At 68.1% G+C, this 23,082-nt stretch carries 25 protein-coding genes and 1 riboswitch; of the genes, 22 read left to right on the top strand and 3 right to left on the bottom strand.

The window, feature by feature from the left end; all coding sequences use genetic code 11:
* The first annotated feature begins 59 nt into the window (after positions 1–59).
* The 4 genes from SOM18_RS16560 to ruvA all read left to right on the top strand — a co-directional run bounded on the left by SOM18_RS16560 (position 60) and on the right by ruvA (position 2,678).
* Positions 60–602 carry a DUF1003 domain-containing protein gene (locus SOM18_RS16560; protein WP_320481994.1) on the top strand — a complete coding sequence of 181 codons (543 nt, stop codon included), beginning with the start codon at positions 60–62 and terminating at the stop codon, positions 600–602.
* Positions 603–630: 28 nt separating this feature from the next.
* Positions 631–1,374 (top strand): YebC/PmpR family DNA-binding transcriptional regulator, encoded by a 744-nt coding sequence (locus tag SOM18_RS16555; protein WP_031395214.1) that lies wholly within the window; start codon positions 631–633, stop codon positions 1,372–1,374.
* A 201-nt stretch (positions 1,375–1,575) separates the two neighbouring features.
* Entirely contained in the window at positions 1,576–2,082 is a 507-nt protein-coding gene (gene ruvC / locus SOM18_RS16550) for a crossover junction endodeoxyribonuclease RuvC (protein ID WP_031395213.1), read from the top strand.
* Entirely contained in the window at positions 2,079–2,678 is a 600-nt protein-coding gene (gene ruvA, locus SOM18_RS16545; RefSeq protein ID WP_031440320.1) for a Holliday junction branch migration protein RuvA, read from the top strand. The genes ruvC and ruvA overlap by 4 nt, the downstream gene beginning before the upstream one ends.
* Before the next feature lie 2 nt (positions 2,679–2,680).
* Here the strand turns inward: ruvA and SOM18_RS16540 are convergent, their stop codons facing one another.
* A complete protein-coding gene (locus SOM18_RS16540) occupies positions 2,681–3,112 on the bottom strand; it encodes a winged helix-turn-helix transcriptional regulator (RefSeq protein WP_042466957.1) in 432 nt (143 codons plus the stop codon).
* 117 nt (positions 3,113–3,229) lie between these two features.
* Between SOM18_RS16540 and SOM18_RS16535 the strand changes: the two genes are divergently transcribed.
* The 8 genes from SOM18_RS16535 (at position 3,230) to SOM18_RS16500 (ending at position 13,296) form a co-directional block, all read left to right on the top strand.
* Complete coding sequence (locus SOM18_RS16535) at positions 3,230–4,291, top strand: SDR family oxidoreductase (protein ID WP_031440318.1); 1,062 nt, start codon at positions 3,230–3,232, stop codon at positions 4,289–4,291.
* Positions 4,292–4,367: 76 nt separating this feature from the next.
* On the top strand, positions 4,368–5,393 hold the full coding sequence (gene ruvB / locus SOM18_RS16530) for a Holliday junction branch migration DNA helicase RuvB (protein ID WP_031440317.1): 1,026 nt from the start codon (positions 4,368–4,370) through the stop codon (positions 5,391–5,393).
* A 94-nt stretch (positions 5,394–5,487) separates the two neighbouring features.
* Complete coding sequence (gene ptsP / locus SOM18_RS16525) at positions 5,488–7,761, top strand: phosphoenolpyruvate--protein phosphotransferase (RefSeq protein WP_031396191.1); 2,274 nt, start codon at positions 5,488–5,490, stop codon at positions 7,759–7,761.
* A 102-nt stretch (positions 7,762–7,863) separates the two neighbouring features.
* Positions 7,864–8,733: a helix-turn-helix domain-containing protein gene (locus SOM18_RS16520; protein ID WP_042466955.1), complete on the top strand. Its 870-nt coding sequence runs from the start codon at positions 7,864–7,866 to the stop codon at positions 8,731–8,733.
* Positions 8,734–8,801: 68 nt separating this feature from the next.
* Entirely contained in the window at positions 8,802–9,719 is a 918-nt protein-coding gene (locus SOM18_RS16515) for a YbgF trimerization domain-containing protein (protein WP_031440315.1), read from the top strand.
* 31 nt (positions 9,720–9,750) lie between these two features.
* Positions 9,751–10,770 carry a tRNA lysidine(34) synthetase TilS gene (tilS, locus tag SOM18_RS16510; protein ID WP_320481993.1) on the top strand — a complete coding sequence of 340 codons (1,020 nt, stop codon included), beginning with the start codon at positions 9,751–9,753 and terminating at the stop codon, positions 10,768–10,770.
* Positions 10,771–10,874: 104 nt separating this feature from the next.
* Positions 10,875–12,854, top strand: coding sequence for an ATP-dependent zinc metalloprotease FtsH (gene ftsH, locus SOM18_RS16505; protein ID WP_031440313.1), 1,980 nt, complete (start codon positions 10,875–10,877; stop codon positions 12,852–12,854).
* Between the two features lie 64 nt (positions 12,855–12,918).
* On the top strand, positions 12,919–13,296 hold the full coding sequence (locus SOM18_RS16500; protein ID WP_235188337.1) for a hypothetical protein: 378 nt from the start codon (positions 12,919–12,921) through the stop codon (positions 13,294–13,296).
* A gap of 65 nt (positions 13,297–13,361) precedes the next feature.
* On the opposite strand, the gene SOM18_RS16495 is transcribed toward SOM18_RS16500, so the two are convergent.
* Positions 13,362–14,435, bottom strand: coding sequence for a DUF3667 domain-containing protein (locus SOM18_RS16495; protein WP_320481992.1), 1,074 nt, complete (start codon positions 14,433–14,435; stop codon positions 13,362–13,364).
* A 74-nt stretch (positions 14,436–14,509) separates the two neighbouring features.
* On the opposite strand from SOM18_RS16495, the gene SOM18_RS16490 reads away from it, so the two are divergent.
* The 10 genes from SOM18_RS16490 to SOM18_RS16445 all read left to right on the top strand — a co-directional run bounded on the left by SOM18_RS16490 (position 14,510) and on the right by SOM18_RS16445 (position 22,442).
* Positions 14,510–15,784, top strand: coding sequence for a glutamate-5-semialdehyde dehydrogenase (locus tag SOM18_RS16490; protein WP_192191210.1), 1,275 nt, complete (start codon positions 14,510–14,512; stop codon positions 15,782–15,784).
* Between the two features lie 33 nt (positions 15,785–15,817).
* Positions 15,818–16,420 carry a nicotinate-nucleotide adenylyltransferase gene (locus SOM18_RS16485; protein WP_031441652.1) on the top strand — a complete coding sequence of 201 codons (603 nt, stop codon included), beginning with the start codon at positions 15,818–15,820 and terminating at the stop codon, positions 16,418–16,420.
* A gap of 13 nt (positions 16,421–16,433) precedes the next feature.
* Positions 16,434–16,847, top strand: coding sequence for a ribosome silencing factor (gene rsfS / locus SOM18_RS16480; RefSeq protein WP_031395980.1), 414 nt, complete (start codon positions 16,434–16,436; stop codon positions 16,845–16,847).
* Positions 16,848–16,863: 16 nt separating this feature from the next.
* Positions 16,864–17,286 carry a 23S rRNA (pseudouridine(1915)-N(3))-methyltransferase RlmH gene (locus SOM18_RS16475; protein ID WP_031395979.1) on the top strand — a complete coding sequence of 141 codons (423 nt, stop codon included), beginning with the start codon at positions 16,864–16,866 and terminating at the stop codon, positions 17,284–17,286.
* Positions 17,287–17,288: 2 nt separating this feature from the next.
* Positions 17,289–18,476, top strand: coding sequence for a murein hydrolase activator EnvC family protein (locus SOM18_RS16470; RefSeq protein WP_320481991.1), 1,188 nt, complete (start codon positions 17,289–17,291; stop codon positions 18,474–18,476).
* A gap of 112 nt (positions 18,477–18,588) precedes the next feature.
* On the top strand, positions 18,589–19,923 hold the full coding sequence (locus SOM18_RS16465) for a S41 family peptidase (RefSeq protein ID WP_031439957.1): 1,335 nt from the start codon (positions 18,589–18,591) through the stop codon (positions 19,921–19,923).
* A 20-nt stretch (positions 19,924–19,943) separates the two neighbouring features.
* The gene (locus SOM18_RS16460; protein ID WP_031395676.1) at positions 19,944–20,426 is read left to right on the top strand and encodes a disulfide bond formation protein B; all 483 of its coding nucleotides are present in this window, start codon (positions 19,944–19,946) and stop codon (positions 20,424–20,426) included.
* On the top strand, positions 20,423–20,995 hold the full coding sequence (locus SOM18_RS16455) for a demethoxyubiquinone hydroxylase family protein (RefSeq protein ID WP_042466726.1): 573 nt from the start codon (positions 20,423–20,425) through the stop codon (positions 20,993–20,995). Before SOM18_RS16460 ends, SOM18_RS16455 begins: the two co-directional genes overlap by 4 nt.
* Positions 20,996–21,108: 113 nt before the next feature.
* Positions 21,109–21,576, top strand: a complete 468-nt coding sequence (locus tag SOM18_RS16450; protein ID WP_031439959.1) for a hypothetical protein — start codon at positions 21,109–21,111, stop codon at positions 21,574–21,576.
* Between the two features lie 77 nt (positions 21,577–21,653).
* Positions 21,654–21,731, top strand: a riboswitch (ZMP/ZTP riboswitch).
* A gap of 18 nt (positions 21,732–21,749) precedes the next feature.
* Positions 21,750–22,442, top strand: coding sequence for a DJ-1/PfpI family protein (locus tag SOM18_RS16445; protein ID WP_031439960.1), 693 nt, complete (start codon positions 21,750–21,752; stop codon positions 22,440–22,442).
* Here SOM18_RS16445 and SOM18_RS16440 read toward each other — a convergent pair.
* Positions 22,433–23,065 (bottom strand): DedA family protein, encoded by a 633-nt coding sequence (locus SOM18_RS16440; RefSeq protein WP_031439961.1) that lies wholly within the window; start codon positions 23,063–23,065, stop codon positions 22,433–22,435. The genes SOM18_RS16445 and SOM18_RS16440 overlap by 10 nt on opposite strands.
* Between the last annotated feature and the right edge of the window lie 17 nt (positions 23,066–23,082).

Raw genomic sequence — 23,082 nt, 5'->3', positions numbered from 1 at the left:
CGTCGCAAGCGCGGTTTTGCGCGCTGGCTTAATCCGCAATCGCGGTTACGCCTTTCGCCATGGCTGCATCCTCTTCGCTCGACGATCTCTCGCACCGCCTGCTCGGCAAGTCCCCCGGCGAGCTCAACGACGAGCAGCGCCGCGTGCTCGCGGGGATCGAGGCGGGGACCACGGTCAGTCGCGACGCCGCCGACCTCGCCGACGAACGCGCGACGTTCGGCGAGCGGCTCTCGGACCGGGTTGCGGCGGTCGGTGGGTCGTGGGGGTTCATCATCGCGTTCACGGCGGTGCTGCTCGGCTGGATGATCCTCAATTCGGACATCCTCACGCATTTCAACGCGGCGTTCGATCCCTATCCCTACATCTTCCTCAACCTGCTGCTGTCGACGGTCGCGGCGATCCAGGCGCCGATCATCATGATGAGCCAGAACCGGCAATCGGCGAAGGACCGGCTCGCCGCGAGCCTCGATTACGAGACCAATCTGCGCGCCGAGCTCGACATTTTGCGCGTGCATCACAAGATCGACCATCTGGTGCTCGCGCGGCTCGACGCGATTGAGGGAAAAATCGATGCTCTGGCGAAATCGGGTGCCGGAGCCTAAGAGCGGCGCATCAGCTATAGAGGCACAGATGGCAGGCCATTCCAAATATAAGAACATCATGCATCGCAAGGGTGCGCAGGACAAGAAGCGCTCGTCGGCGTTCAGCAAGCTCAGCCGGGAAATCACGGTCGCGGCCAAGATGGGCCTGCCCGATGTTGACATGAACCCGCGCCTGCGCGCGGCGGTGAATGCGGCCAAGGCGGCGTCGCTGCCCAAGGAGAACATCCAGCGCTCGATCGACAAGGCGAGCCGCGGCGACGCCGAGAACTACGAAGAGATCCGCTATGAGGGCTTCGGGCCGGGCGGCGTGTCGCTGATCATCGAGGCACTGACCGACAACCGCAACCGTACCGCAACCAACGTGCGCGTTGCGGTCGGCAAGAATGGCGGTAACCTGGGTGCCGGCGGGTCGGTCAGCCATGCGTTCGACCGCGTCGGGCTCATTTCCTATCCGGCGAGCGCGGGCGATGCCGACACGGTGTTCGAGGCTGCGCTTGAGGCGGGGGCCGAGGACGTGACGTCGAGCGAGGACGGGCACGAGGTCTGGACCGCGCAGGGCGATCTGCACGAAGTCGCCAAGGCGCTCGAGGCGAAGCTTGGCGAGGCCGAGGGCGCGAAGCTCGCCTGGCGGCCGCAGACCATGGTCGCGGTCGATGCGGACGATGCGGCGACGTTGTTCAAGCTGATCGACGCGCTCGACGATGACGACGACGTGCAGACGGTGTGGGGCAATTACGAGATCTCGGACGAGATCATGGAGACGCTGGGTTGAGCCAGTGAGAAGAAGGATTGGTTCGCGCGGAGACGCGGAGGCGCGGAGAGAGGTGCTTCGCGCACGCGTCTTCCGCGCCAGCGGCGTCACACCTGCAGGCAAGCCCGATGGCGTGAAAGTTGCGCTAACGCGCGACGAGAGCCGAGTGCGCACCCCCTCCGCGCCTCCGCGCCTCCGCGCGAACCAGTCTTCCTTCTTCGCATGATCATCCTCGGACTCGACCCTGGCCTCGGCACCACGGGCTGGGGTGTCATCCGTGCGGACGGTAACCGGCTGAGCCATATCGCCAATGGCCAGATCCGGACCGATCCCTCGATGGCGTTGCCGCGGCGGCTGACGGCGCTCTACTCTGCACTCCTCGACGTCATCCGCGCCGAGCGGCCCGATGGAGCCGCGGTCGAGGAGGTGCTCGGCAACACCAATGCGCAGTCGACGCTGAAGCTGGGGCAGGCGCGCGGCGTGGTGCTGCTCGCGGCGGCGGGGGCGGGGCTGCATATCGGCGAATACCACCCCTCGACCGTCAAGAAAGGCGTCGTCGGCACCGGCGGCGCGGACAAGAAACAGATTCAGGCGATGATGGCGGTGTTGCTGCCTGGCGCGAAACTCGCCGGCCCCGATGCCGCCGACGCGCTGGCGGTGGCGATCACGCACGCGCATCATGTCGCGAGCGCGGCGGCGCTGTCGCGACGTACGGGAGTAGGCGCATGATCGTCCATCTGAAGGGCCGGCTCGACTCGACCGGGATCGACCATGCGGTGATCGATGTCGGCGGCGTCGGCTATCTGGTCGGCGCGTCGGCACGCACGCTGTCGGCCCTCGGGCCGATCGGCGAGGCCTGCACCGTCTTCACCGAATTGCTGGTCGGCGAGGATTTCCAGCGGCTCGTCGGATTTTCGAGTGCGGACGAGCGCGACTGGTTCCGGTTGCTGACCGCGGTGCAGGGCGTCGGCGCGCGGGTTGCGCTCGCGATCCTGTCCGCGCTCGAACCCGTCGACCTGTCGCGCGCGATCGCCAGCGGCGACAAGGCGATGGTCGCGCGCGCGAACGGCGTCGGGCCGAAGCTCGCCCAGCGCATCGTCATGGAATTGAAGGACAAGGTCGGCGGGATCGCGCTCGGGCTCGGGCCCGCGGTGGTCAATGCGGCGCCGGGCGCGTCGGCGGACGCCGTGTCGGCGATGCTCAACCTGGGGTTCCGGCCCGCCGAGGCGAGCGTCGCGGTGGCGGCGGCGGACGAGGAACTGGGGCCGGGCGCGACGCTCGACGCGCTCGTCCGGCTGGCGCTGCGCAAGGCGTCGAAGCCCTAGTCTCAGTCGGTCTTCGGCCGTTTGGCGGACCGGCGGGGCGCGGGGCCGGGGCCGAACGCGTCGAGCGCATCGGCATTGGTGCGGCCCCAGTCGTAGAGCAGATTGACCGGCTCGACGAACCGCCTGCCGAGCGGCGTCAGACTATATTCGACCGCGGGGGGCATCGTCGCGAGCACGTCGCGCAGGATCAGCCCGCTGGTTTCCATGTCGCGCAGCGTCTGCGTCAGCATCTTCTTCGAAATGCCGGGCAGGCTGCGGTGGAGGACGCCGGTGCGCGCGCCGCCCTCGTGCCGCGCGTCGAGCGTGTGGAGGACCATGCTCGTCCATTTGGTCGCAAACAGGTCGAGCACCCGGCGCGGTGCGCAGTCCTCGCGCCAGTCGTCGGTCACGGGGGCAGGATCGGGGGCGAGATCAGAGTTGGGGGGCGTTGTCATACTGGGTTCCTGAACGTCGCTGGATCCCGAAAGGTGCCCGGGGCCCCGAATGGTGCCGTCTAGAACGCGTCGCTGGCGATGCCTAGCTACTGCGTTCAAGCGAAACGGAGAATGACGATGGCCCGGACGGCATTGGTGGTTGGCACGAGCGGTATTGTCGGCAGCGCGACGGCGGCGCTGCTGATCGAACAGGGATGGACGGTCCATGGCCTCGCGCGGCGTCCGTCCGACCAGCCCGGCGTGCACCCGGTCGCTGCCGACCTGACCGACGCGGCAGGCACCGCCGCCGCGCTGAAGGATCTTGCGCCCGACGCGGTGTTCGTCTCGACCTGGTCGCGCCAGGCGACCGAGGCGGAGAATATCCGCGTCAACGGCGCGATGGTCCGCAACCTGCTCGACGGCCTGCGTCCCGCCAAGTCGGTGCGGCATGTCGCGCTGGTGACAGGCCTGAAGCATTATCTCGGGCCATTCGAGGCATATGGTAAGGGCGTGCTGCCGCAGACGCCGTTCCGCGAGGAGCAGGGCCGGCTCGAGGTCGAGAATTTCTATTATGCGCAGGAGGACGAGGTGTTCGCGGCTGCCGAGCGCGACGGCTTCAGCTGGAGCGTGCACCGTCCGCATACGGTGATCGGCAAGGCGGTTGGCAATGCGATGAACATGGGGACGACGCTGGCGGCCTATGCGACGCTCTGCCGCGAGACCGGGCGGCCGTTCCGCTTTCCGGGATCGGCGGCGCAGTGGAACGGGCTGACCGACATGACCGACGCGCGTCAGCTCGCGGCACAGCTCGTCTGGGCAACGACGACGCCCGAGGCGGCGAACCAGGACTTCAACATCGTCAATGGCGACGTGTTCCGCTGGAGCTGGATGTGGTCGCGGATCGCCGACTGGTTCGGGATCGAGGCGGCGCCGTTCGACGGCACGATCGTCCCGCTTGAGGAACAGATGGCGGATGACGCGGTCGTGTGGCAGCGGATCGCCGAGCGCGAGGGGCTGGTCGAGGCCGATCTCACGCGTCTCGCCTCCCCGTGGCACACCGATGCCGATCTTGGTCGGCCGATCGAGGTCGTCACCGACATGGGCAAGAGCCGGCGGATGGGCTTTACGCGCTACCAGCCGACCGACGATGCGTTCTTCGACCTGTTCGCACAGCTCCGCGCGGACCGACTGATCCCGTGAATTCGGTAGGCCGGTCGGGCGGGACGCGCGCGACGGGGTGACAGGGGCGGGCGTGAACGGGTAGGGAACGGGCTTGATGACCGATGCCGAACGCCTGCTCACGCCAGCCCGCCGCCCCGAGGACGTGGATGCGGCGCTGCGCCCCAAGAATCTCGACGAATTTGTCGGGCAGAAGGCCGCGCGCGAGAATCTGCGGATCTTCATCCAGGCGGCCAAGGCACGCGGCGATGCGCTCGACCATGTGCTGTTCTTCGGGCCGCCGGGGCTCGGCAAGACCACGCTCGCACAAATCGTCGCGCGCGAGATGGGGGTGGGGTTCCGCGCCACCTCGGGGCCGGTGATCGCGAAGTCGGGCGACCTTGCCGCGCTGCTGACCAATCTCGAGGATGGCGACGTGCTGTTCATCGACGAGATCCACCGGCTGCAGCCCGCGGTCGAGGAGGTGCTGTATCCAGCGATGGAGGACCGCGCGCTCGATCTGATGATCGGCGAGGGGCCCTCGGCACGCAGTGTGCGGATCGACCTGCCGCGCTTTACTTTGGTCGGTGCGACGACGCGGCAGGGGCTGCTGACGACGCCGCTGCGCGATCGCTTCGGCATCCCGGTGCGGCTGCAATTCTATACCGTCGACGAGCTCGAGCGGGTGGTGACGCGCGCGGCTGGGTTGCTCGGGCTCGCGATTTCGAAGGACGGGGCGATGGAGGTGGCGCGGCGCGCACGCGGCACGCCGCGCATCGCCGGGCGGCTGCTCCGCCGGGTTCGCGACTTTGCCGATGTCGCGGGCGCCGAGATCGTCGATGCGCGCACCGCCGACGCCGCGCTCAACCGGCTCGAGGTCGATGCGCTGGGGCTCGACGCGATGGACCGGCGCTATCTGATGATGATCGCCGACATCTATCGCGGCGGGCCGGTCGGGGTCGAGACGCTGGCAGCGGGCCTCAGCGAACCGCGCGACACCATCGAAGAGGTGATCGAGCCCTATCTGATCCAGCTCGGCCTCGTCGCGCGGACCGCGCGCGGGCGGTGCATGAATGCGGGCGGGTGGAAGCATCTGGGCCTCAATCCGCCGGTCGGGAGCCAGGACGGGTTGTTCGACGTTTGAGGCAGGGCACGCAGCAATGACGATAGACCGGGCTTGCGCAGAAGAATACTTTTGTTGCGTGGCACCCAAGCGCTTGATCTGGTAGCTCCTCCCCATGCCCGTTTCGGCCGCCGCCTCCGCCCGCGAGATCCTCACCAGCCTTCACGACGTGATGGCCGCGCGCACGACCGCGCAAGCCAAGCTCAATTCGGTCGTCGGCATCATCGCCGCGGCGATCGATAGCGAGGTCTGTTCGATCTACCTCCTGCGCGAGGGCGTGCTCGAGCTGTTCGCGACGCGCGGCCTTGCACAGGAGGCGGTGCATGTCACCAAGCTGGCGCTGGGCGAGGGGCTGGTCGGCACGATCGCGCAGCAGGTCGAGGTGCTCAATCTCGACGAGGCGGCGAGCCATCCCGATTTCGCCTACAAGCCCGAGACCGGCGAGGAGCGCTATCACAGCTTTGCCGGGGTTCCGATCATCCGGCGCGAACGCGCGGTCGGCGTTCTTGCAGTGCAGCATGCCGAAACGCGCAAATATCAGGACGTCGAGATCGAGGCGCTGCAGACCGTCGCGATGGTGCTGAGCGAGCTGATCGCCAATGCCGGGCTGATCGACACCGCGGGCGGCGGATCGGATCGCCCGCAATCGACCGCGGCGATGCGGATCCCGGGGCAGAAGCTGGTGGACGGGATGGGCGCGGGCTTTGCCGTGTTCCACCAGCCGCGCATCCATATCGAGCATACCGTCGCCGAGGACACCGATGCCGAGCGGCACCGCGTCTATGCCGCGTTCGACAAGATGCGCGAAGGCATCGAGCGGATGACGCGCGAGGCCGAGTTCGGCGTCGGCGGCGAGCATGAGGAGGTCCTCGAGACCTACAAGATGTTCGCCTATGACGAGGGCTGGGCGCGGCGGATCAACGAGGCGATCGATTCCGGCCTGACTGCGGAGGCGGCGATCGAGCGCGTCCAGCAGCGTACCCGCCAGCGGATGCGGCAGATCGACGATCCGCTGCTCGCCGACCGGATGCACGATCTCGAGGATCTGGCGAACCGCCTGCTGCGGATCGTGTCGGGCCAGATGGGTACCGCCGCGCAGATGGGGCTCAGGCAGGACACGATCCTGATCGCGCGCAATCTGGGGCCGGCCGAATTGCTCGAGTATGACAAGCGCCGGTTGAAGGGCGTGATCCTCGAGGAAGGGTCGCTGACCGCGCACGTGACGATCGTCGCGCGGGCAATGGGCGTGCCGGTGCTCGGCCGTGTCCGCGACGTCCGGCGGTTGATCGCCGAGGGCGATCTGCTGCTGCTCGACAGTGCCGACGCCAATGTGTTCGCGCGACCCTCCGCGGCGATGGAGGAGGCGTTCGAGGCGCGACTTGCGCTGCGGCAGAAGCGCAGGGCGGCGTTTGCGGCGCTGCGCGACGTGCCGCCGATCACGAAGGATGGCCATCGGCTGACGCTGATGGTCAATGCCGGGTTGCGGGACGATGCGGCCGCGCTCGACATCACCGGTGCGGACGGGATCGGCCTGTTCAGGACCGAATTCCAGTTTCTCGTATCCGCGACGCTGCCGCAGCGCGAGCGCCAGCAGCGGCTGTACCGCGAGGTGCTGGAGGTGGCGGGCGATCGGCCGGTGATCTTCCGGACCGTCGATATCGGCGGCGACAAGGCGCTGCCCTATCTCAACAAGGCCGCCGCGGATGAGGAAAATCCGGCGATGGGCTGGCGCGCGCTGCGGCTGGGGCTCGAACGCGACGGGCTGATGAAGGTGCAGGCGCGCGCGCTATTGGAAGCAGCGGCGGGGCGCACGCTCAACGTCATGTTCCCGATGGTCAGCGAGCCCTGGGAGTTCGACGAGGCCAAGGCGCTGTTCGAGGCGCAGCGGAGCTGGCTGGCGGGGCGCGGGCGCAAGCTGCCGACGACGATCCGCTACGGCGCGATGCTCGAGGTGCCGGCACTTGCCGAGATGCTCGACATCCTGCTGCCCAAGATCCAGTTCCTGTCGGTCGGCACCAATGACCTGACACAGTTCCTGTTTGCCGCCGACCGCGCCAATCCCAAGCTCGCCGAGCGCTATGACTGGCTGAGCCCGTCGATTTTGCGGTTCCTTGCCCGGCTCGTCGAGCCTGCGCGCGCGGCCGGTGTCGATCTCGGCGTGTGCGGCGAGATGGGCGGGCGGCCGCTCGAGGCGATGGCGCTGGCGGGGATCGGGATCGACCGGCTGTCGATCACCCCGGCGGCGGTCGGGCCGATCAAGGCGATGGCGCGCTCGCTCGATCTGGCGGCGATCACCGCGAAGATGACGGCCCTGCTCGCCGATCCCCCGCGCGACATGCGTGCCGTGCTGACCGACTGGGCAACGGAAAACGGGGTCGAGCTGGCCTGACGCGCGGGTTTCGCTAGGGCCTTCGCGTTGACATGGGTTATTGGCTCTGGAACATGACCCGCCTTGATGGGCGCGCGCTACAGCCCATAATCGGAGACAAGAATGGACGACGTCGCAACCGGGCAGATCCCTCCGCCCGCCTCGCCCGAACGGGCCGGCGATATCCTGCGTGCAACGCGCGAGGCACAGGGGCTGACGATCGCCGATGTCGGGGGCCGGACGCGCGTGCCGCTGCGGCATCTCGAGGCGATCGAGGCGTCTGATTACGCGACTTTGCCGTCGTCGACCTATGCGGTCGGGTTCGCCAAGGCCTATGCCCGCGCGGTCGGCGCGGACGAGGTGCGGGTGGCCAATCTCGTGCGCGCCGAGCTCGGCAAGATCGTGCGCCGCACGCCCGAATACGAACCCTATGAAATGTCCGATCCGTCGCGCGTACCCTCGCGCGGCGTTGCGGTGATCGCGCTCGGCATCGCGCTGGCCGTGCTGATCCTGGTCGGCATCTGGTACGGGACCGACCTGTTCCGTGGCGGCGCGACCACGTCCGGGTCTGCGGCGGAATCGGTGGCGACGGTCGCCGAAGTGCCCAGCCCGACGCCGGCCTCCCCCGCAGCGGTGCCCGCGGCGCCGGCGCTGGAGACCGGGCAGGTCACGCTTGCCGCGACCGACGAGGTGTGGATGCGCGTCTATGATGCCGACAACAAGACGCTGTATCTGGGGACGATGAAGGCCGGCGACCGGTTCGACGTGCCGCGCGACGCGAAGGATCCGATGATCAACGTCGGTCGCCCGGACAAGCTGACGGTCACGCTCAACGGCTCGAACGTGCCGCCGCTGGGAACCGGCGAACGCGCGATCAAGGACGTCCGCGTCGGCGCCCCGGCGATTGCCGCACGGCTGAACGGCGCGCCTGCCGCGAGCGGTGGCGATGCCGTCGCCGAGGGGGCACCGGGCAATGCATCGGGAACGCCTTAAGGCTGGCGACAGGAATGATGTTGCAGCTATATCGCTCGTCTTATCCAGTGCCCCGGGGGGTATAGCCCATGCATAAGTCCATCATCGTCGGCATTCTGCTTGCCGGTGCATCGCTGCCCGTCGCGGCATCCGCACAGTCGAACGTCGAAGGTCGTGTCGGCAAGCTCGAAAGCGAGATGCGCGCGGTCCAGCGCAAGGTGTTCCCGGGCGGGGCAGGGCAGCTGCTGCAGCCCGAGGTGACGGGTCCGCAGACGACCGCAGGCCCCGGTCCTGGCACGCCCGCCACCAGCGCGGTCGCCGATCTGGCGCAGCGCGTGACCTCGCTCGAACAGCAGATTGCGTCGATGACCGGGCAGGTCGAGCAGACCGAGTACAAGATCCGCCAGCTGCAGGAGCAGTTCGACGCGTATCGGCGTGCAACCGACGACCGGATGAAGCTGATCGAGGCCGCCCGGACGAACAGCGCGCCCGGTGCAGCCGGAACGGCCGTCGAGGGCACGGGGGGGCCGGACGAGGACGCCGGGCCGCCGGCGCGGCCATCGGGGGCCACCGCCGCCGCGCGGCCAGCAAACGCAGTCGAGAAGCCGTCGACCGGCAATCCGGCCGAGGACGAGTATCTCTACGGCTATCGGCTGTGGGCGGCCAAGAGCTATGCCGAGGCGCAGACGCAGCTGAAGAAGGTGGTCGCGACCTATCCGAAGGACCGGCGCGCGAGCTATGCACAGAATCTGCTCGGCCGCGCCTATCTCGACGAGGGCAAGCCGAGCCTCGCGTCGATGGCATTCTACGACAATTACAAGAAGATGCCCGATGGTGAGCGGGCGTCCGAAAGCCTCTATTATCTCGGCCAGTCGCTGACCAAGCTGAACAAGTCCGCCGATGCGTGCAAGGTGTATGACGAGCTCAACGACGTCTATGGCGCCAAGCTCTCACGCGACATGACCGCCAAGGTCGCTGCCGGACGAGCCACCGCCAAGTGCAAGTGAGCGCAGATCGCGGCGTGTGGTGGCCGGCAGGATGAGCGATCCTGTCCTCACCGAGGAGGCCCAGCGTTTTGCAGCGGAGGTTGCAAGGCTTGGCGCGGGGCTGACATCGCCCGTGCTCGCGGTGTCGGGCGGACCCGACAGCATGGCGATGCTGACGCTCGCGCAGGAATCGCTCGGGACTGGTTTCACCGTGGCCAGCGTCGACCATCGTCTGCGCCCCGAAGCCGCGGGCGAATCGGCGATGGTGGCGGCGCATTGCGCGACGTTCGGCATCCGCCACGCGACGCTGGCACCGACCGAGCCGATCACCGGGGCGAGCATTCAGGCGCAGGCGCGCACCGTCCGCTATGCGCTGCTCGCGGACCATGCGCGCGCGATCGGTGCGGGATGCGTGCTCACCGCGCACCATGCCGACGACCAGGCCGAGACGTTCCTGATGCGCGCCGCGCGCGGGTCGGGACTGGCGGGGCTGGCAGGTGTGCGCGCCCGGACCGAGGTCGCGGGCATCCCCGTCATCCGGCCGCTGCTCGACTGGCGCCGGGCGGAGCTTCGCGCGATCGTCCGCCGCGCCGAGGTGCCGTTCTTCGACGATCCGTCGAACCACGACGATCGGCATGACCGCACGCGGTTTCGTCGGTTGCTCGGCGCGAACGAATGGCTGGGCACCCCCAATCTGGCGCGCGCGGCCGCGGCACTGGCGGAGGCGGATGCCGATGTCCGCGCTGCGGTCGAATGGCTCTGGGCCGACCGTGCGAAAGTCGCGGCGGGCGAGGTCCGGCTGACCGTCGGCGACGTGCCGCGCGAGCTTTTGCGCCGCATGGTCCGGCGCGCGATCGGCGTGGTGCGCGACGCGGTGACGGAGGCTGCGCGCGATGGCGCCGAGCCGGACGCGGTTGCGGCGATCGAGGGCGACTGGAGCGCGGCGGTCAATATCGAACGGCTGCTCGATGCGTTGATCGCGGGCAAGCGCGCGACTCAGGCGGGGGTGATCGCATCGCCGCGCGCGGGCGTCTGGCGCTTCCGTCCCGCGCCGCCACGTCGCTCGGTGTAGATTCGTCCCGCGCGGACACATTGATTGCTGCCAAGTCGCGGCTTGTTCCATTGCCATTAACCTGCGCGCGCTTATCTTGTAGGTTCGAAAGGTATCCGGCACCCATGAACGACAATGACAATCGAGGGGACAACCGCGGCAACAAGCCACAGGGCCCCGAAAATGGCAGCCCGTGGATGAAGAGCCTGCTCATATGGGTCGGCATTCTTGTCGCGCTGGCGCTGTTCGTGACCATGTTCGACGGCCGCACCGCGACCTCGGGCGGCAACACGATCGCCTATTCGGCGTTCCTCGACAAGGTCGACGAGGGCACCGTCAAGGACGTGAACATCTCGCGCGACATCATCTCGGGTACGTTGTCGAGCGGCGAGAAGTTCAAGGCCTATCCGATCCAGGACGCGACGCTGGTTCCAAAGCTGCGCGAAAAGGGCGTGGCCATCAGCGCGAAGCCTGAGGAAGGGCCGTCGATGCTGGCGCTGCTCCTCTATCAGTCGCTGCCGTTCCTGCTGTTCCTCGGCATCGCCTTTTTCGTCTTGAAGCAGATGCAGAAGAATTCCGGGTCTGGCGCGATGGGCTTTGGCAAGAGCCGCGCGAAGATGCTGACGCAGAAGGAAGGCAAGGTCACCTTTGCCGACGTCGCGGGCATCGACGAAGCGCGTGAGGAGCTGGAGGAGATCGTCGAGTTCCTGAAGGACCCGACCAAGTTCGCCCGCCTCGGCGGCAAGATCCCCAAGGGCGCATTGCTGGTCGGCTCGCCGGGTACCGGCAAGACGCTGCTCGCCCGTGCGATCGCTGGCGAGGCGGGGGTGCCGTTCTTCACGATCTCGGGCTCCGACTTCGTCGAGATGTTCGTCGGCGTCGGCGCGAGCCGCGTGCGCGACATGTTCGAGCAGGCCAAGAAGTCCGCGCCGTGCATCGTCTTCATCGACGAGATCGACGCGGTCGGTCGCCACCGCGGTGCAGGCTTGGGCAACGGCAATGATGAGCGCGAGCAAACGCTGAACCAGCTGCTGGTCGAGATGGACGGCTTCGAGGCCAACGAAGGCATCATCATCATCGCCGCGACCAACCGTCCCGACGTGCTCGACCCTGCGCTGCTGCGTCCGGGCCGCTTCGATCGCCAGGTCGTCGTGCCGCGGCCGGATATCGAGGGCCGGATCAAGATTCTCGAAGTGCACATGAAGAAGGTGCCGCTGGCACCCGACGTCGATGCCCGCGTCATCGCACGTGGTACGCCGGGCTTCTCGGGTGCCGATCTCGCCAACCTCGTCAACGAGGCGGCGCTGCATGCGGCGCGCAAGGGCAAGCGCCTGGTGGCGATGGCCGAGTTCGAGGAGGCCAAGGACAAGGTCATGATGGGCGCCGAGCGTCGCTCCATGGTCATGACCGACGACGAGAAGCGGATGACCGCGTATCACGAGGCCGGCCATGCCGTCGTCGCGATGCACGAGGCCGCGTCGGATCCGATCCACAAGGCGACGATCATCCCGCGCGGTCGTGCGCTGGGCATGGTCATGCGTCTGCCCGAGCGTGACAGCTACAGCTATCACCGCGACAAGATGTACGCGAACCTCGCGGTGTCGATGGGTGGTCGTGTCGCCGAGGAGGTCATCTTCGGCTACGACAAGGTCTCGTCGGGCGCGAGCGGCGACATCCAGTACGCCACGGGTCTGGCACGCGACATGGTCACGCGTTGGGGCATGTCGGACAAGGTCGGGCCACTCGAATATGGCGAGCCCGAGGGTGAATCGTTCCTCGGTTACTCGTCGAGCCGTCCGTCGCGCATGTCGAACCAGACCGCGCAGCTGATCGACGACGAGATCAAGCGGATCGTCGAAGGCGGTCTCGATCGTGCCAAGCAGGTGCTGAGCGATCATGTCGACCAGCTCCACACGGTCGCGGGCGCGCTGCTCGAATATGAGACGCTGACGGGTGACGAGATCAAGCAGCTGATCGCTGGCGAAGATCTCGACCGGCCGGACCCGGGTGCGAAGGCAAGCCTCGTACCAAAGGCGGGGACGTCGATCCCCAAGACCCGGCGACCCAATGGGCCGTTCGGAACGCCGACCCCGCTAGGCGCCTGATCCGGTTCAGCGGCTAGTCAGCTAAATGCCTCCATGGGCGGTCTTTTCTTCGGAAAGGCCGCCCATGTCGTATGTGCTTCCCAAGGCCGTGATTGCCGCGATGCTCGTGGGCGGGATGGCGATGCCCGCGTCCGCGGCGATGACCGTGGGGACGTTTCTCGCCCGCGCCAATGCGTTGCGCGATCAGGGGCCGATGGCGCTGATGTCGCCCGACTTCCCGGCACTTAAGGCCGAGGCGAAGGCCGCGACGACGCAGCTGAAGGCCGAACGTGCAACGCGCGCCGCGGCAGGCAAGCCGCCGATCGCCTGCGTCCCCGAGGGGGAGTCGGTAGGAATCATGGACATGCTCGACGGCCTGTCGGACTTGCCGGCGAGTTATCAGAAGCGGCCGTTGAAGGACGGCTATGCGCGCGTGCTGGCAAACTTATACCCGTGTCGGTGAGCGCGTGAGCCGGACGCGGAGAGGGGCTCGTCGAGGCGAGGCCAAGCAATCGCTGGCGGCCAGGTCTACTCCGTCAGGCCGTGCAGCAGGATCAGCACGACGAACGCGATCAGCACGGTGAACGCGAAGGTGAGCAGCGCGACGGTGCGCCATCCCGCCGAAACCTTGCCGAGCGCATAGGCACCACGGAGCTGCGCGAACATGTGGACCGGCGGGACGAGCAACCCCGCCATCACGATCCACCCGCTCGCCAGCCCCGCCATGCCGCCGAGCATCAGCGCGATCACCAGCAGCATCATGAACGCCAGCGAATAGGTCACGAAGATCGCGTGATCGTAGAGATGGTGCTTGCGGCGCCACAGGAACAGCAGTGCCATGAACGGCACCGAGAGCGGGATCAGCCCCCAGCTATATTTATAAGCGCTCGACTGAAGCTTGTAGATCATCAGGCGGGGATTGGCGTTCGCCTTGGCGATGCCATGGTCAAGCAGTGGCCAGCCGGTCTTCTTCACGTCGGTGAAGGTAAAATCGTCCGTGTCGCGTCTGGTCGTGCCGCTTGCGCTCGTCAGCGCGCGGATGCTGCCGCGCAGGACGAGTGCCTGCGTATCGAGATCGGTGGTCGATTGACCCGCGCGCACCGCGATCGCGCGGTCCCGCTCGATGCGGGCGAGCTCGCCACGGGCCTCGTCCAGCCCGCGTGCGAGTTCGGCGCGGTCGCGCGTCGTGGGGGCGGCGATCTGCTCGGTTATCTCGCCACCGACCACACCGATCGTCGCGAACATCAGGAAGACGGTAAACAGGAACAGCGCGAGCGGCGAGACGAACCGCGCGCGCTCGCCATTGACGTAGCGCCGGGTGAGCGTGCCGGGATGCAAGACGAGCAGCGGCAGCGTGCGCCAGATCTTGCCCTCGAAATGGAACACGCCATGCGCAATCTCATGCCCGATCGCGCCGAGCGACCGGTGGACATGCGCGGCCTGACCACAGGCATGGCAGTGCGCGCCGATCAGCGCGGTGCCGCAATTGAGACAGAGCGCGCCCGTTGCATGCGCCCTGCCGATTGCGGTCGATTCGCCCGCACATGGTTCGAACGCGCGTCCGACCAATGCCCCCGTGGCGATGTCCGCCGCTGCCCCCATGTCCCCGTTCATAACGCAAGCGTAACGCAGCCCGGGCGTTGGCGCGAGTCGGTTTGGCGTGATAGTCGGATGGCATGACCGACCTTCCCGACGCCGAGACGCACTCTGAAACCCTGATCGCCGACATGGGCGCGCGCGCGCGCGTCGCATCAGGCGTGCTCGCGGCGCTGCCGACTCCGCGCAAGGCCGCGGCGCTGGTGTCTGCGGCGGCGGCGCTGCGCGACGCAGCGGCGGCGATCGAGGCGGCGAACCGTGAGGATATGGCGCGCGCGGCCGCCGCGGGGCTGTCGGGGGCGCTGCTCGATCGGTTGCGGCTCGATCCCGGGCGGATCGCGGCGATGGCGGACGGCGTCGCCGCGGTTGCCGCGCTCGCCGATCCGGTCGGCCAGATCATGGATTCGCGCGCACGTCCCAATGGCCTCGTCCTCAGCCGGGTCCGCGTACCGATCGGCGTGATCGGGATCATCTATGAAAGCCGGCCGAACGTGACCGCCGACGCCGCGGCGTTGTGCGTAATGGCAGGCAATGCCGCGATCCTGCGCGGCGGATCGGAAGCCGTGGCGAGCAATCGCGCGATCCACGCCGCGTTGATCGAGGGCTTGGCCGCGGGCGGGGTCCCCGCGGACGCGGTGCAGCTGGTCCCGACCACCGACCGCGCGGCGGTCGGCGCGATGCTCAAGGCAGACGGCGCGATCGACCTGATCATCCCGCGCGGCGGCAAGAGCCTGGTCGCGCGCGTCCAGGCCGAGGCGCGCGTGCCGGTGCTCGCGCATCTCGACGGGATCAACCATGTCTATGTCGATGCGTCCGCGGACCCCGCGATGGCGGCGGCGGTGGTGGTCGATGCGAAGATGCGCCGGACCGGCATTTGCGGCGCGATGGAGACGCTGCTGATCGACCGCGGCTATGCTGGCGCGGCGTCGCTGATCCGCCATCTGGCCGATACAGGCTGTGTCGTGCGGGGCGATGCGGCTGCGATCGCGCTCGTGCCCGAAATCGCGGCGGCGGACGCGGCGGACTGGGATACCGAATATCTCGACGCGATCGCCGCGGTCGCGATCGTCGACGGACTGGACGGCGCGGTCGCGCATATCGCGCGGCACGGGTCGCACCATACCGATGCGATCGTCGCGGCCGATGCGGACGTCGCCGAGCGGTTTCTCGCGCAGGTCGACAGCGCGATCGTGCTGTGGAACGCCTCGACCCAGTTTGCCGATGGCGGCGAATTCGGGCTGGGTGCTGAGATCGGCATCGCCACCGGGCGGCTCCACGCGCGCGGCCCGGTCGCTCTCGAGGGGCTGACGACCTACAAGTGGATCGGGCGTGGCACGGGGCAGGTGCGCGGGTGAGGTGTCGGGCCGATCGGCGTCGCGCGTGACGCCATGACCCGCGTCGGCATTCTCGGCGGATCGTTCAACCCGGCGCACCGGGGGCACCGCGCGATCACGCTGTCGGCGATCGAGGCGCTCGCGCTCGACGAGGCGTGGTGGCTCGTCTCGCCGGGCAATCCGCTGAAAGAGGCGGCGCGCGACATGGCGCCGCTGTCCGCGCGGCTCGCCTCGGCGCGACGGATGGCGCGGCGCGCGCCGATCCGCGCCACCGATATCGAGACCCGGCTCCACACCCGCTACACGCTCGACACGATCCGCAAGCTCAGGCGGCGCCATCCGAAAATCCGCTTCATCTGGCTGATGGGTGCGGACAATCTCGCCGACTTCCACCGGTGGAAGAACTGGCGCGCGATCGCCCGCGAGGTTCCGATTGCGGTAATCGCTCGGCCGGGATATGACGGGCGCGCCCTCGCGGCCCCCGCGATGGGTTGGCTGCGGCGCTTCCAACGGCGCACAGACCATGCGAAGAGCTGGACGACGTGGAGATTGCCGGCCCTTGTGCTGTTGCGCTTCCGACCCGACCCGACCTCCGCAACCGGCCTGCGCGCCGAAAATCCCGACTGGTTCCAGCATGTTGCCGGGCCGGTAACCTGACCCAGGAGCTGACTTGGCCACTTCCCCTACTGCCCCTCGCGCGACCGACCCCGAAGAGGTTGAGGCGCTGCATCGCCTGATCCTCGCGTCGCTCGATGACGACCAGGCGGTCGAGACCATCTCGATCCCGCTCGCGGGCAAGACGAGCATCGCCGATTACATGGTGATCGCCAGCGGCCGTTCGACCCGCCAGGTCGCCTCGATGGCACAGAAGCTGGCCGAGCGTATCAAGGCCGAGTTCAAGCGTCCGGTGAAGATCGAGGGGCTGCCGACCGCGGACTGGGTCCTGATCGACGCCACCGACATCATCGTCCACCTGTTCCGCCCCGAAGTCCGCAGCTTCTACAATCTCGAGCGGATGTGGGCGTTCGGCGATGCGCCGACGCCACCGACCGCTCCGTTCGCCGACCTGTCCGACCAAGACTGATCCGGGTGCGCGGGCGATGCTGCTGCATATCGTCGCCCGCGGCCGGATCGGGCGATCGCCCGAAGCCGAACTCGTTGATCGCTATCTGAAGCGGATCGCCTGGCCGACCAAGGTGTCCGAGCTGCCCGACACGGGGGGGCGGATTCCCCCGGTTGGCGACCAGACTAGGCGGATCCTGCTCGACGAAAAGGGCGACGTGTTGTCGTCCATGGCGTTCGCGCGCGTGCTCGAGCGGTGGCGCGACGACGGCGTGCGCGAGGCGCGGTTCATGATCGGTGCGGCCGACGGGTTCGACGATGCCGCGCGCGACGAGGCCGACCTGCTGGTCTCCTTCGGCCGCGCGACCTGGCCGCATCTGCTCGCGCGGGCGATGCTCGCCGAACAGCTCTTCCGTGCGACGAGCATCCTGGCCAACCACCCGTATCACCGCGAAGGCTGATCGTGCGGATCACCGCGTCATCGCGCCTGTCATCGGCGGCGCTGTTGCTGTTCGCAGCGCTCGCCCTTGGTCTTGCAGCCACCCCGCGCGCGAGTGCGGCGGCGACACCGCAGCAGCGACTGATCGAGGCAAGGCGCGGCGCGCGGATCGCGGCGATACGCGCCGAGCGTCTGGCCGCCGCCGCGTCGCAGGAGCGCGACGCTGCCGAGCGCGCCAAGGCTGAGGCGCGCGCAATGGCGGCAAGGATCGACGCGACCCGCGCCGATATCGCCGCCGCGCGGATCCGCCTCGCGATCCTCGAACAGCTGCTCACCGAACAGCGCGCGGCTCTGGGGGTCGTTCAGTCGCCGATCGCGCGGTTGCTGGCGGCGCTGCAATCGCTCGCGCGGCGGCCGACGATCGTTGCGGTCGCGCAGCCCGGATCGGTCGACGATCTCGTCCATGTGCGTGCGGTTCTGGGTACCGCCCTGCCTGCGGTCCGGCTGCGGGCGGACGCGGTGCGCACCGCGCTCCGGCGGACCCGGCGCCTGCAGACGGGCGCAGCGCAGGCGGCACGCGCGCTGCGTGACGGACGGATCCGGCTCGAGGCACAGCGCGTCGCGCTCGCCAAACTCGAAGCGACGCATCGCCGTCGCAGCCAGGCCCTGGGGCGCGGCGCGATCGGCGAATCCGATCGCGCCATCGCGCTGGGCGAACGCGCGCGCGACCTGGTCGACAGCCTCGCCGAGTCGGGCAGTGCGGAGGCGACCGCGATCGACCTGGCGGCGCTGGCGGGGCCGGTGCCGCGCCCGCTTGCCCCCGGCAGCATCCCCGCCGCCCGTGTCCGCGGCGCCTATCGCCTGCCCGTACGCGGTCGGCTTGTCACCGGCTTCGACGCGGTGTCCGATGTGGGCGTGCGATCGCGCGGGCTGACCTTCGCGGTCGCGCCGGACGCGCGCGTGGTGGCGCCGGCGGCGGGCATCGTCCGTTACGCCCGGGCGTTTCGCGGTTATGGCCGGATCGTGATCCTCGATCACGGTGATGGCTGGACGACGCTGTTGACCGGGCTTGCCGACACCGGGGTGAAACCGGGCGTCCACGTCGCCGCCGGATCGCGGATCGGGACCGCGCCGGGGGGCGAGGATCCGCTGATCACCGTCGAGCTTCGGCGGCGCGGGCGACCCGTCGACGCGGCCGCATTGATCGGCTAATCAACCGAGAACCGGTCCGGCGTCCATTCGCCGGACCGCGAAGACCGTCGCGGCTTTGCTCCGCGCGCACTATACCGCTACGCTGTGCCTTCCCCCGGTTTCAGGACCTTAGATGCCACGTCCGATCCTTACCGCTACCGCCATCCTCGGCGCGCTGACCCTCGTGCCGCTGGCCACCTCGGCGATGGCGGCGGTCGACACCGACACGTATCGCGAGTTCGACCAGTTTCTCGACGTCTTCAACCGCGTGAAGGCGGAATATGTCGACAAGGTCGATGACAAGACGCTGATCAAGGGCGCGATCCAGGGGATGCTCGCAAGCCTCGACCCGCATTCGAGCTATGTCGATGCGCTGGATTACGAGAATTTGCGGATCATGACCGAGGGCAATTATGGCGGCCTCGGCCTGACGGTGCAGATGGAGGACGGCGCGATCAAGGTCGTGACCCCGCAGGAAGACTCGCCCGCCGCGCGCGCGGGCGTCAAGTCGGGCGATTACATCACGCATATCAATGGCAAGCTGATCTACGGCGATTCGCTCGACGAGGCGGTCGCACAGATGCGCGGCAAGCCCGGCAGCAAGATCACGCTGGGGCTCGTCCGGCCGGGTCGCGACAAGCCGCTCGACGTGTCGATGCTGCGCGAGATCATCGTCCAGAAGCCGGTGAAATGGGAGGTGCGCGGCGATGTCGGTTATATCAACATCAACACCTTCAGCGAGAATACCGGCGCGGACACGCGCGCGGCGATCATGGCGATCGACAAGTCGCTGGGGCATCGTCCGCTCGGCTATGTCGTCGACCTACGCCAGAATGGCGGCGGGCTGCTGACCCAGGCGATCGCGGTCAGCGACGCGTTCCTCGATCACGGTGAGATCGTGTCGCAGCGTGGCCGCGAGAAGACGGATATCGAGCGCTATTATGCCAAGCCCGGCGACGACGCGCATGGCCTGCCGGTCGTCGTGCTGACCGATCCGGGGACCGCATCGGCCTCCGAGATCGTCGCCGGCGCGCTGCAGGACCACCACCGCGCGCTGATCATGGGCGAACGCACGTTCGGCAAGGGATCGGTCCAGACCGTGCTCCAGCTCGGCCCCGAGACCGCGTTGCGCCTGACGACCGCGCGCTACTTCACGCCGTCGGGCCGGTCGGTCCAGGAGGGTGGGATCGAACCCGATATCCGCGTGCCGCAGATCAGCGACCCCGATCACAAGGCGCGCCCGGTGTTCCGCGAAGCCGACCTGCGTCGTCACCTGATCAACGAGGTGAAGGCCGACAATGCGGTTCTCGAGGAAGATACGAAGGACGATCCGCGCTTCTCGGCGACGCCCGAGGCGCTGAAGAAGCAGGGGGTCGAGGACTTCCAGCTTTATTATGCGCTGAAGACGGTCGCCCGGCTCGGCGGCGCCGCGCAGGTCGCCGCCGCGACCAAGGCACCCGTCAAGTGAGCGTACGCCGCGGGCTGGGGATGACGAAGAACGAGGAGATCGCCCGGTCGATCGCGCTTGTGCTGCCGCTGCTGCTGCTGCTGGGGGCGCTCGGGTCGCAATATCTGGGCGGGCTCTATCCATGCGAGATGTGCCATTGGCAGCGCTGGCCGCATTATTCGGCGGTGTTGCTCGCGGCGGCGACGTTCGTGGTGCCGCAGCGCTCGCTGCGCGCCTCGCTGGTGCTCGTCGCGGCGTTGCTGATCGGGATCAGCGGCGCGATCGGGCTGTTCCATGCCGGGGTCGAATATCACTGGTGGAACGGCATCACCGCCTGCACCACGACGGTGTCGATGGCGGGCACGACGCCGGCCGAACGGCTCGCCGCGATCATGAACGCGCCGATGGTGCGCTGTGATTCGGCGCAGTGGTCGCTGGCGGGGATTTCGCTCGCCGGGTTCAACGCGATCTTTTCCCTGGGCGGCGCGATCACCATCTTCGTGCTGATGAGGAAGACACGATGACCACCGCGACTCCGATCCCGACCGTCCCGCGCGGCACCGGCTGGAAGCCGGGCGATCGCAAGCATCCGAGCGAGGCAATGGTCCGCGTCGACCAGGCCGGCGAATATGGCGCGATCCGCATCTATGCGGGGCAGCTCGCGGTGCTGGGCGACCGGCACCCATCATCGCGCCTGATCCATCACATGGCGCAGCAGGAGGAGCGCCACCGCGCCTTCTTCGACCGGATGATCGTCGAGCGGCGCGTGCGGCCGACCGTGCTGCAGCCGATCTGGAAGGTCGCGGGCTTCGCGCTCGGCGCTGTCACGGCCGCGATCAGCCCGCGTGCCGCGATGGCCTGCACCGCGGCGGTCGAGACCGAGATCGACAAGCATTATGCCGAGCAGCTCGTCGCGCTGGGCGACAGCGATCCCGAACTGAGCGCGGCGATTCTCGATTTCCAGGCCGAGGAGCTGGAGCACAAGGCGACCGCGATCGCTGCCGGGGCGGAGGAAACCCCCGGCTATCCGGTGATGAGCGCGCTGATCCGGCTGGGGTGCAAGGTCGCGATCGCGACCGCAAAACGGATCTGACCGCGGCGCCGGCCGTTGGGACTGAAACGCGTGGCCTTGCGGCGTTCAGCCTAGGGCCACCGACGATCGCCGATCCTGTCGGCCAACAGATACGGATTATGGGAGTGGTGCGTATGAGGATGATGATGGCGGCGGCCTTGCTGGTCGCCGGCCCGGTGGCGGCGCAGACGGTGACGTCGGGTGCGGCTATTCCGGCCAAGCCCGGTGCACCCGCAGCCAAGCCCGCCTCCGCGCCGGGTGAGGTGTCGCGCAGCGCCCCGGTCAACGGCGTGCTCACGCTGTTCGGCAACGAGCGCTGCCCGACCAATGCACAGGGCGAGGAAATCGTCATCTGCGTGCGTCGCAGCGCGCAGGAGCAATATCGCGTCCCCAAGGAGCTGCGCGAGTTTGCCGTGACGCCCGAAAATGAGAGCTGGGCGGCCAAGGCGCAGGGCACGCTCGGCACCGGTGTCGGTGCGAACAGCATCGGCAGCTGCTCGACCGTCGGCCCTGGCGGCGCAACCGGATGTTTCGGGCAGCGCGTTCGCGAAGCGCGCCGCGAAAACAAGGAGCGCGCAGCCGAGGTGCCCATTCTCCCATAGGCTGCCGCGACCGGTTTGCGTTCAGCGCGCGAACCCGTCGATGCTGTTGCGTCGTCAAAGACAACCGCATAGCGTTGGCGCGTCCGCGTGACTGGCGCCGAGTGGATCACCACGGGGAAGCGCGGACGGTTCCGCCGCGCGCCTGGGCAGCCCCTCTGGACGGAGCTTGTGCCATGCGCGACCCTTTTCGTATCGCCTTCCTACTGTTTCCCAACGTCACCCAGCTCGACCTCACCGGTCCTGCCCAGATCCTGTCGCGGCTTGGCGAGGCGCAGGTCGATCTCGTCTGGAAGACGCGCGATCCGGTGCCAACCGACGCCGGGTTTTCGATCCTTCCGACCGCGATCTTTGCCGAGGTGCCGTACGCGGACATCCTTTGCGTCCCGGGAGGCTTCGGACTCAACGACGTCATCGCCGACGACGAAGCGATGGCATGGGTGGGGGCCATCGGGGCGGGCGCGACATGGGTCACCAGTGTCTGCACCGGCTCGTTGATCCTGGGTGCCGCGGGATTGCTCGACGGGTACCGCGCGGGGTGCCACTGGGCTCAGCGTGACATGTTGCCACTCTTCGGTGCGATCCCCGTCGACGCGCGCACCGTGGTCGATCGGAACCGGGTCACCGGCGGCGGTGTGACGGCGGGCATCGACTTTGCGCTGACGCTGATCGCGCTGATCCGCGGCGAGGCGCATGCACGCATGGTGCAATTGGCACTCGAATATGATCCCCAGCCACCGTTTGACAGCGGTTCACCCGCACAGGCCGGGCCGGAGATCGTCGCCGCGTACCAGCGGCGCGTGCAGGCGCTGGCACCGACGCGTGACGAAGACCTGCGCGCGCTTGCCCGGCGTCGTGGTTACGGGTGACGCTTCAGCCCGCGGACGCGGTGCCAGATGTAGAAGCCGACCAGCGCGATCAGAACGATGCCGATCAGCAGGTCCGCGCTGTGGAAGGCGGCCTTTACGCGCGGATCGCTGTCCCATTTGTCGCCGAGCTTCATGCCGACCCAGGCAAGCCCGAAGCACCACGGCCAGGAGCCGATGAAGGTGTAGAGGTGGAAGGGCACGAGCTTCATCCGCGCGACACCCGCCGGAAAGGCGATGAACGATCGGATGACGGGGAGCAGACGCCCGATCAGCACCGCCATGCTGCCCCAGCGCGCGAAGAACCGGTCCGCCGTATCAAGCTCGCCCGGCCCGATCAGGACATAGCGACCCCAGCGCTCGGCCATCGGTCGACCGCCACGCTTGCCGACCTCATAGGCGACGATCGAGCCGAGATTGCACCCGATCGCGCCCGCGGTGGCCGCGAGATACAGGTCGAACCGGCCGGTCGACACCAGATAACCGGCGAACGGCATGATGATCTCGGATGGAAGCGGAATACACGCGCTTTCGATCGCCATGAGGATCGCGATGCCGACATAGCCGCCGGACGAGATCACCCAGATCGTGAAGGTGGCCAGCACGGCCAGAATCTTTTCGAACATGGCGCGGGGATTTGCGC

Origin of the sequence: Sphingomonas sp. CFBP9019 (assembly GCF_034045155.1) — a bacterium.
Taxonomy (GTDB): Bacteria; Pseudomonadota; Alphaproteobacteria; order Sphingomonadales; family Sphingomonadaceae; genus Sphingomonas; species Sphingomonas aerolata.
Note: the sequence above shows the minus strand (reverse complement) of the source record. Positions and strands in the feature narration are given on the sequence as shown.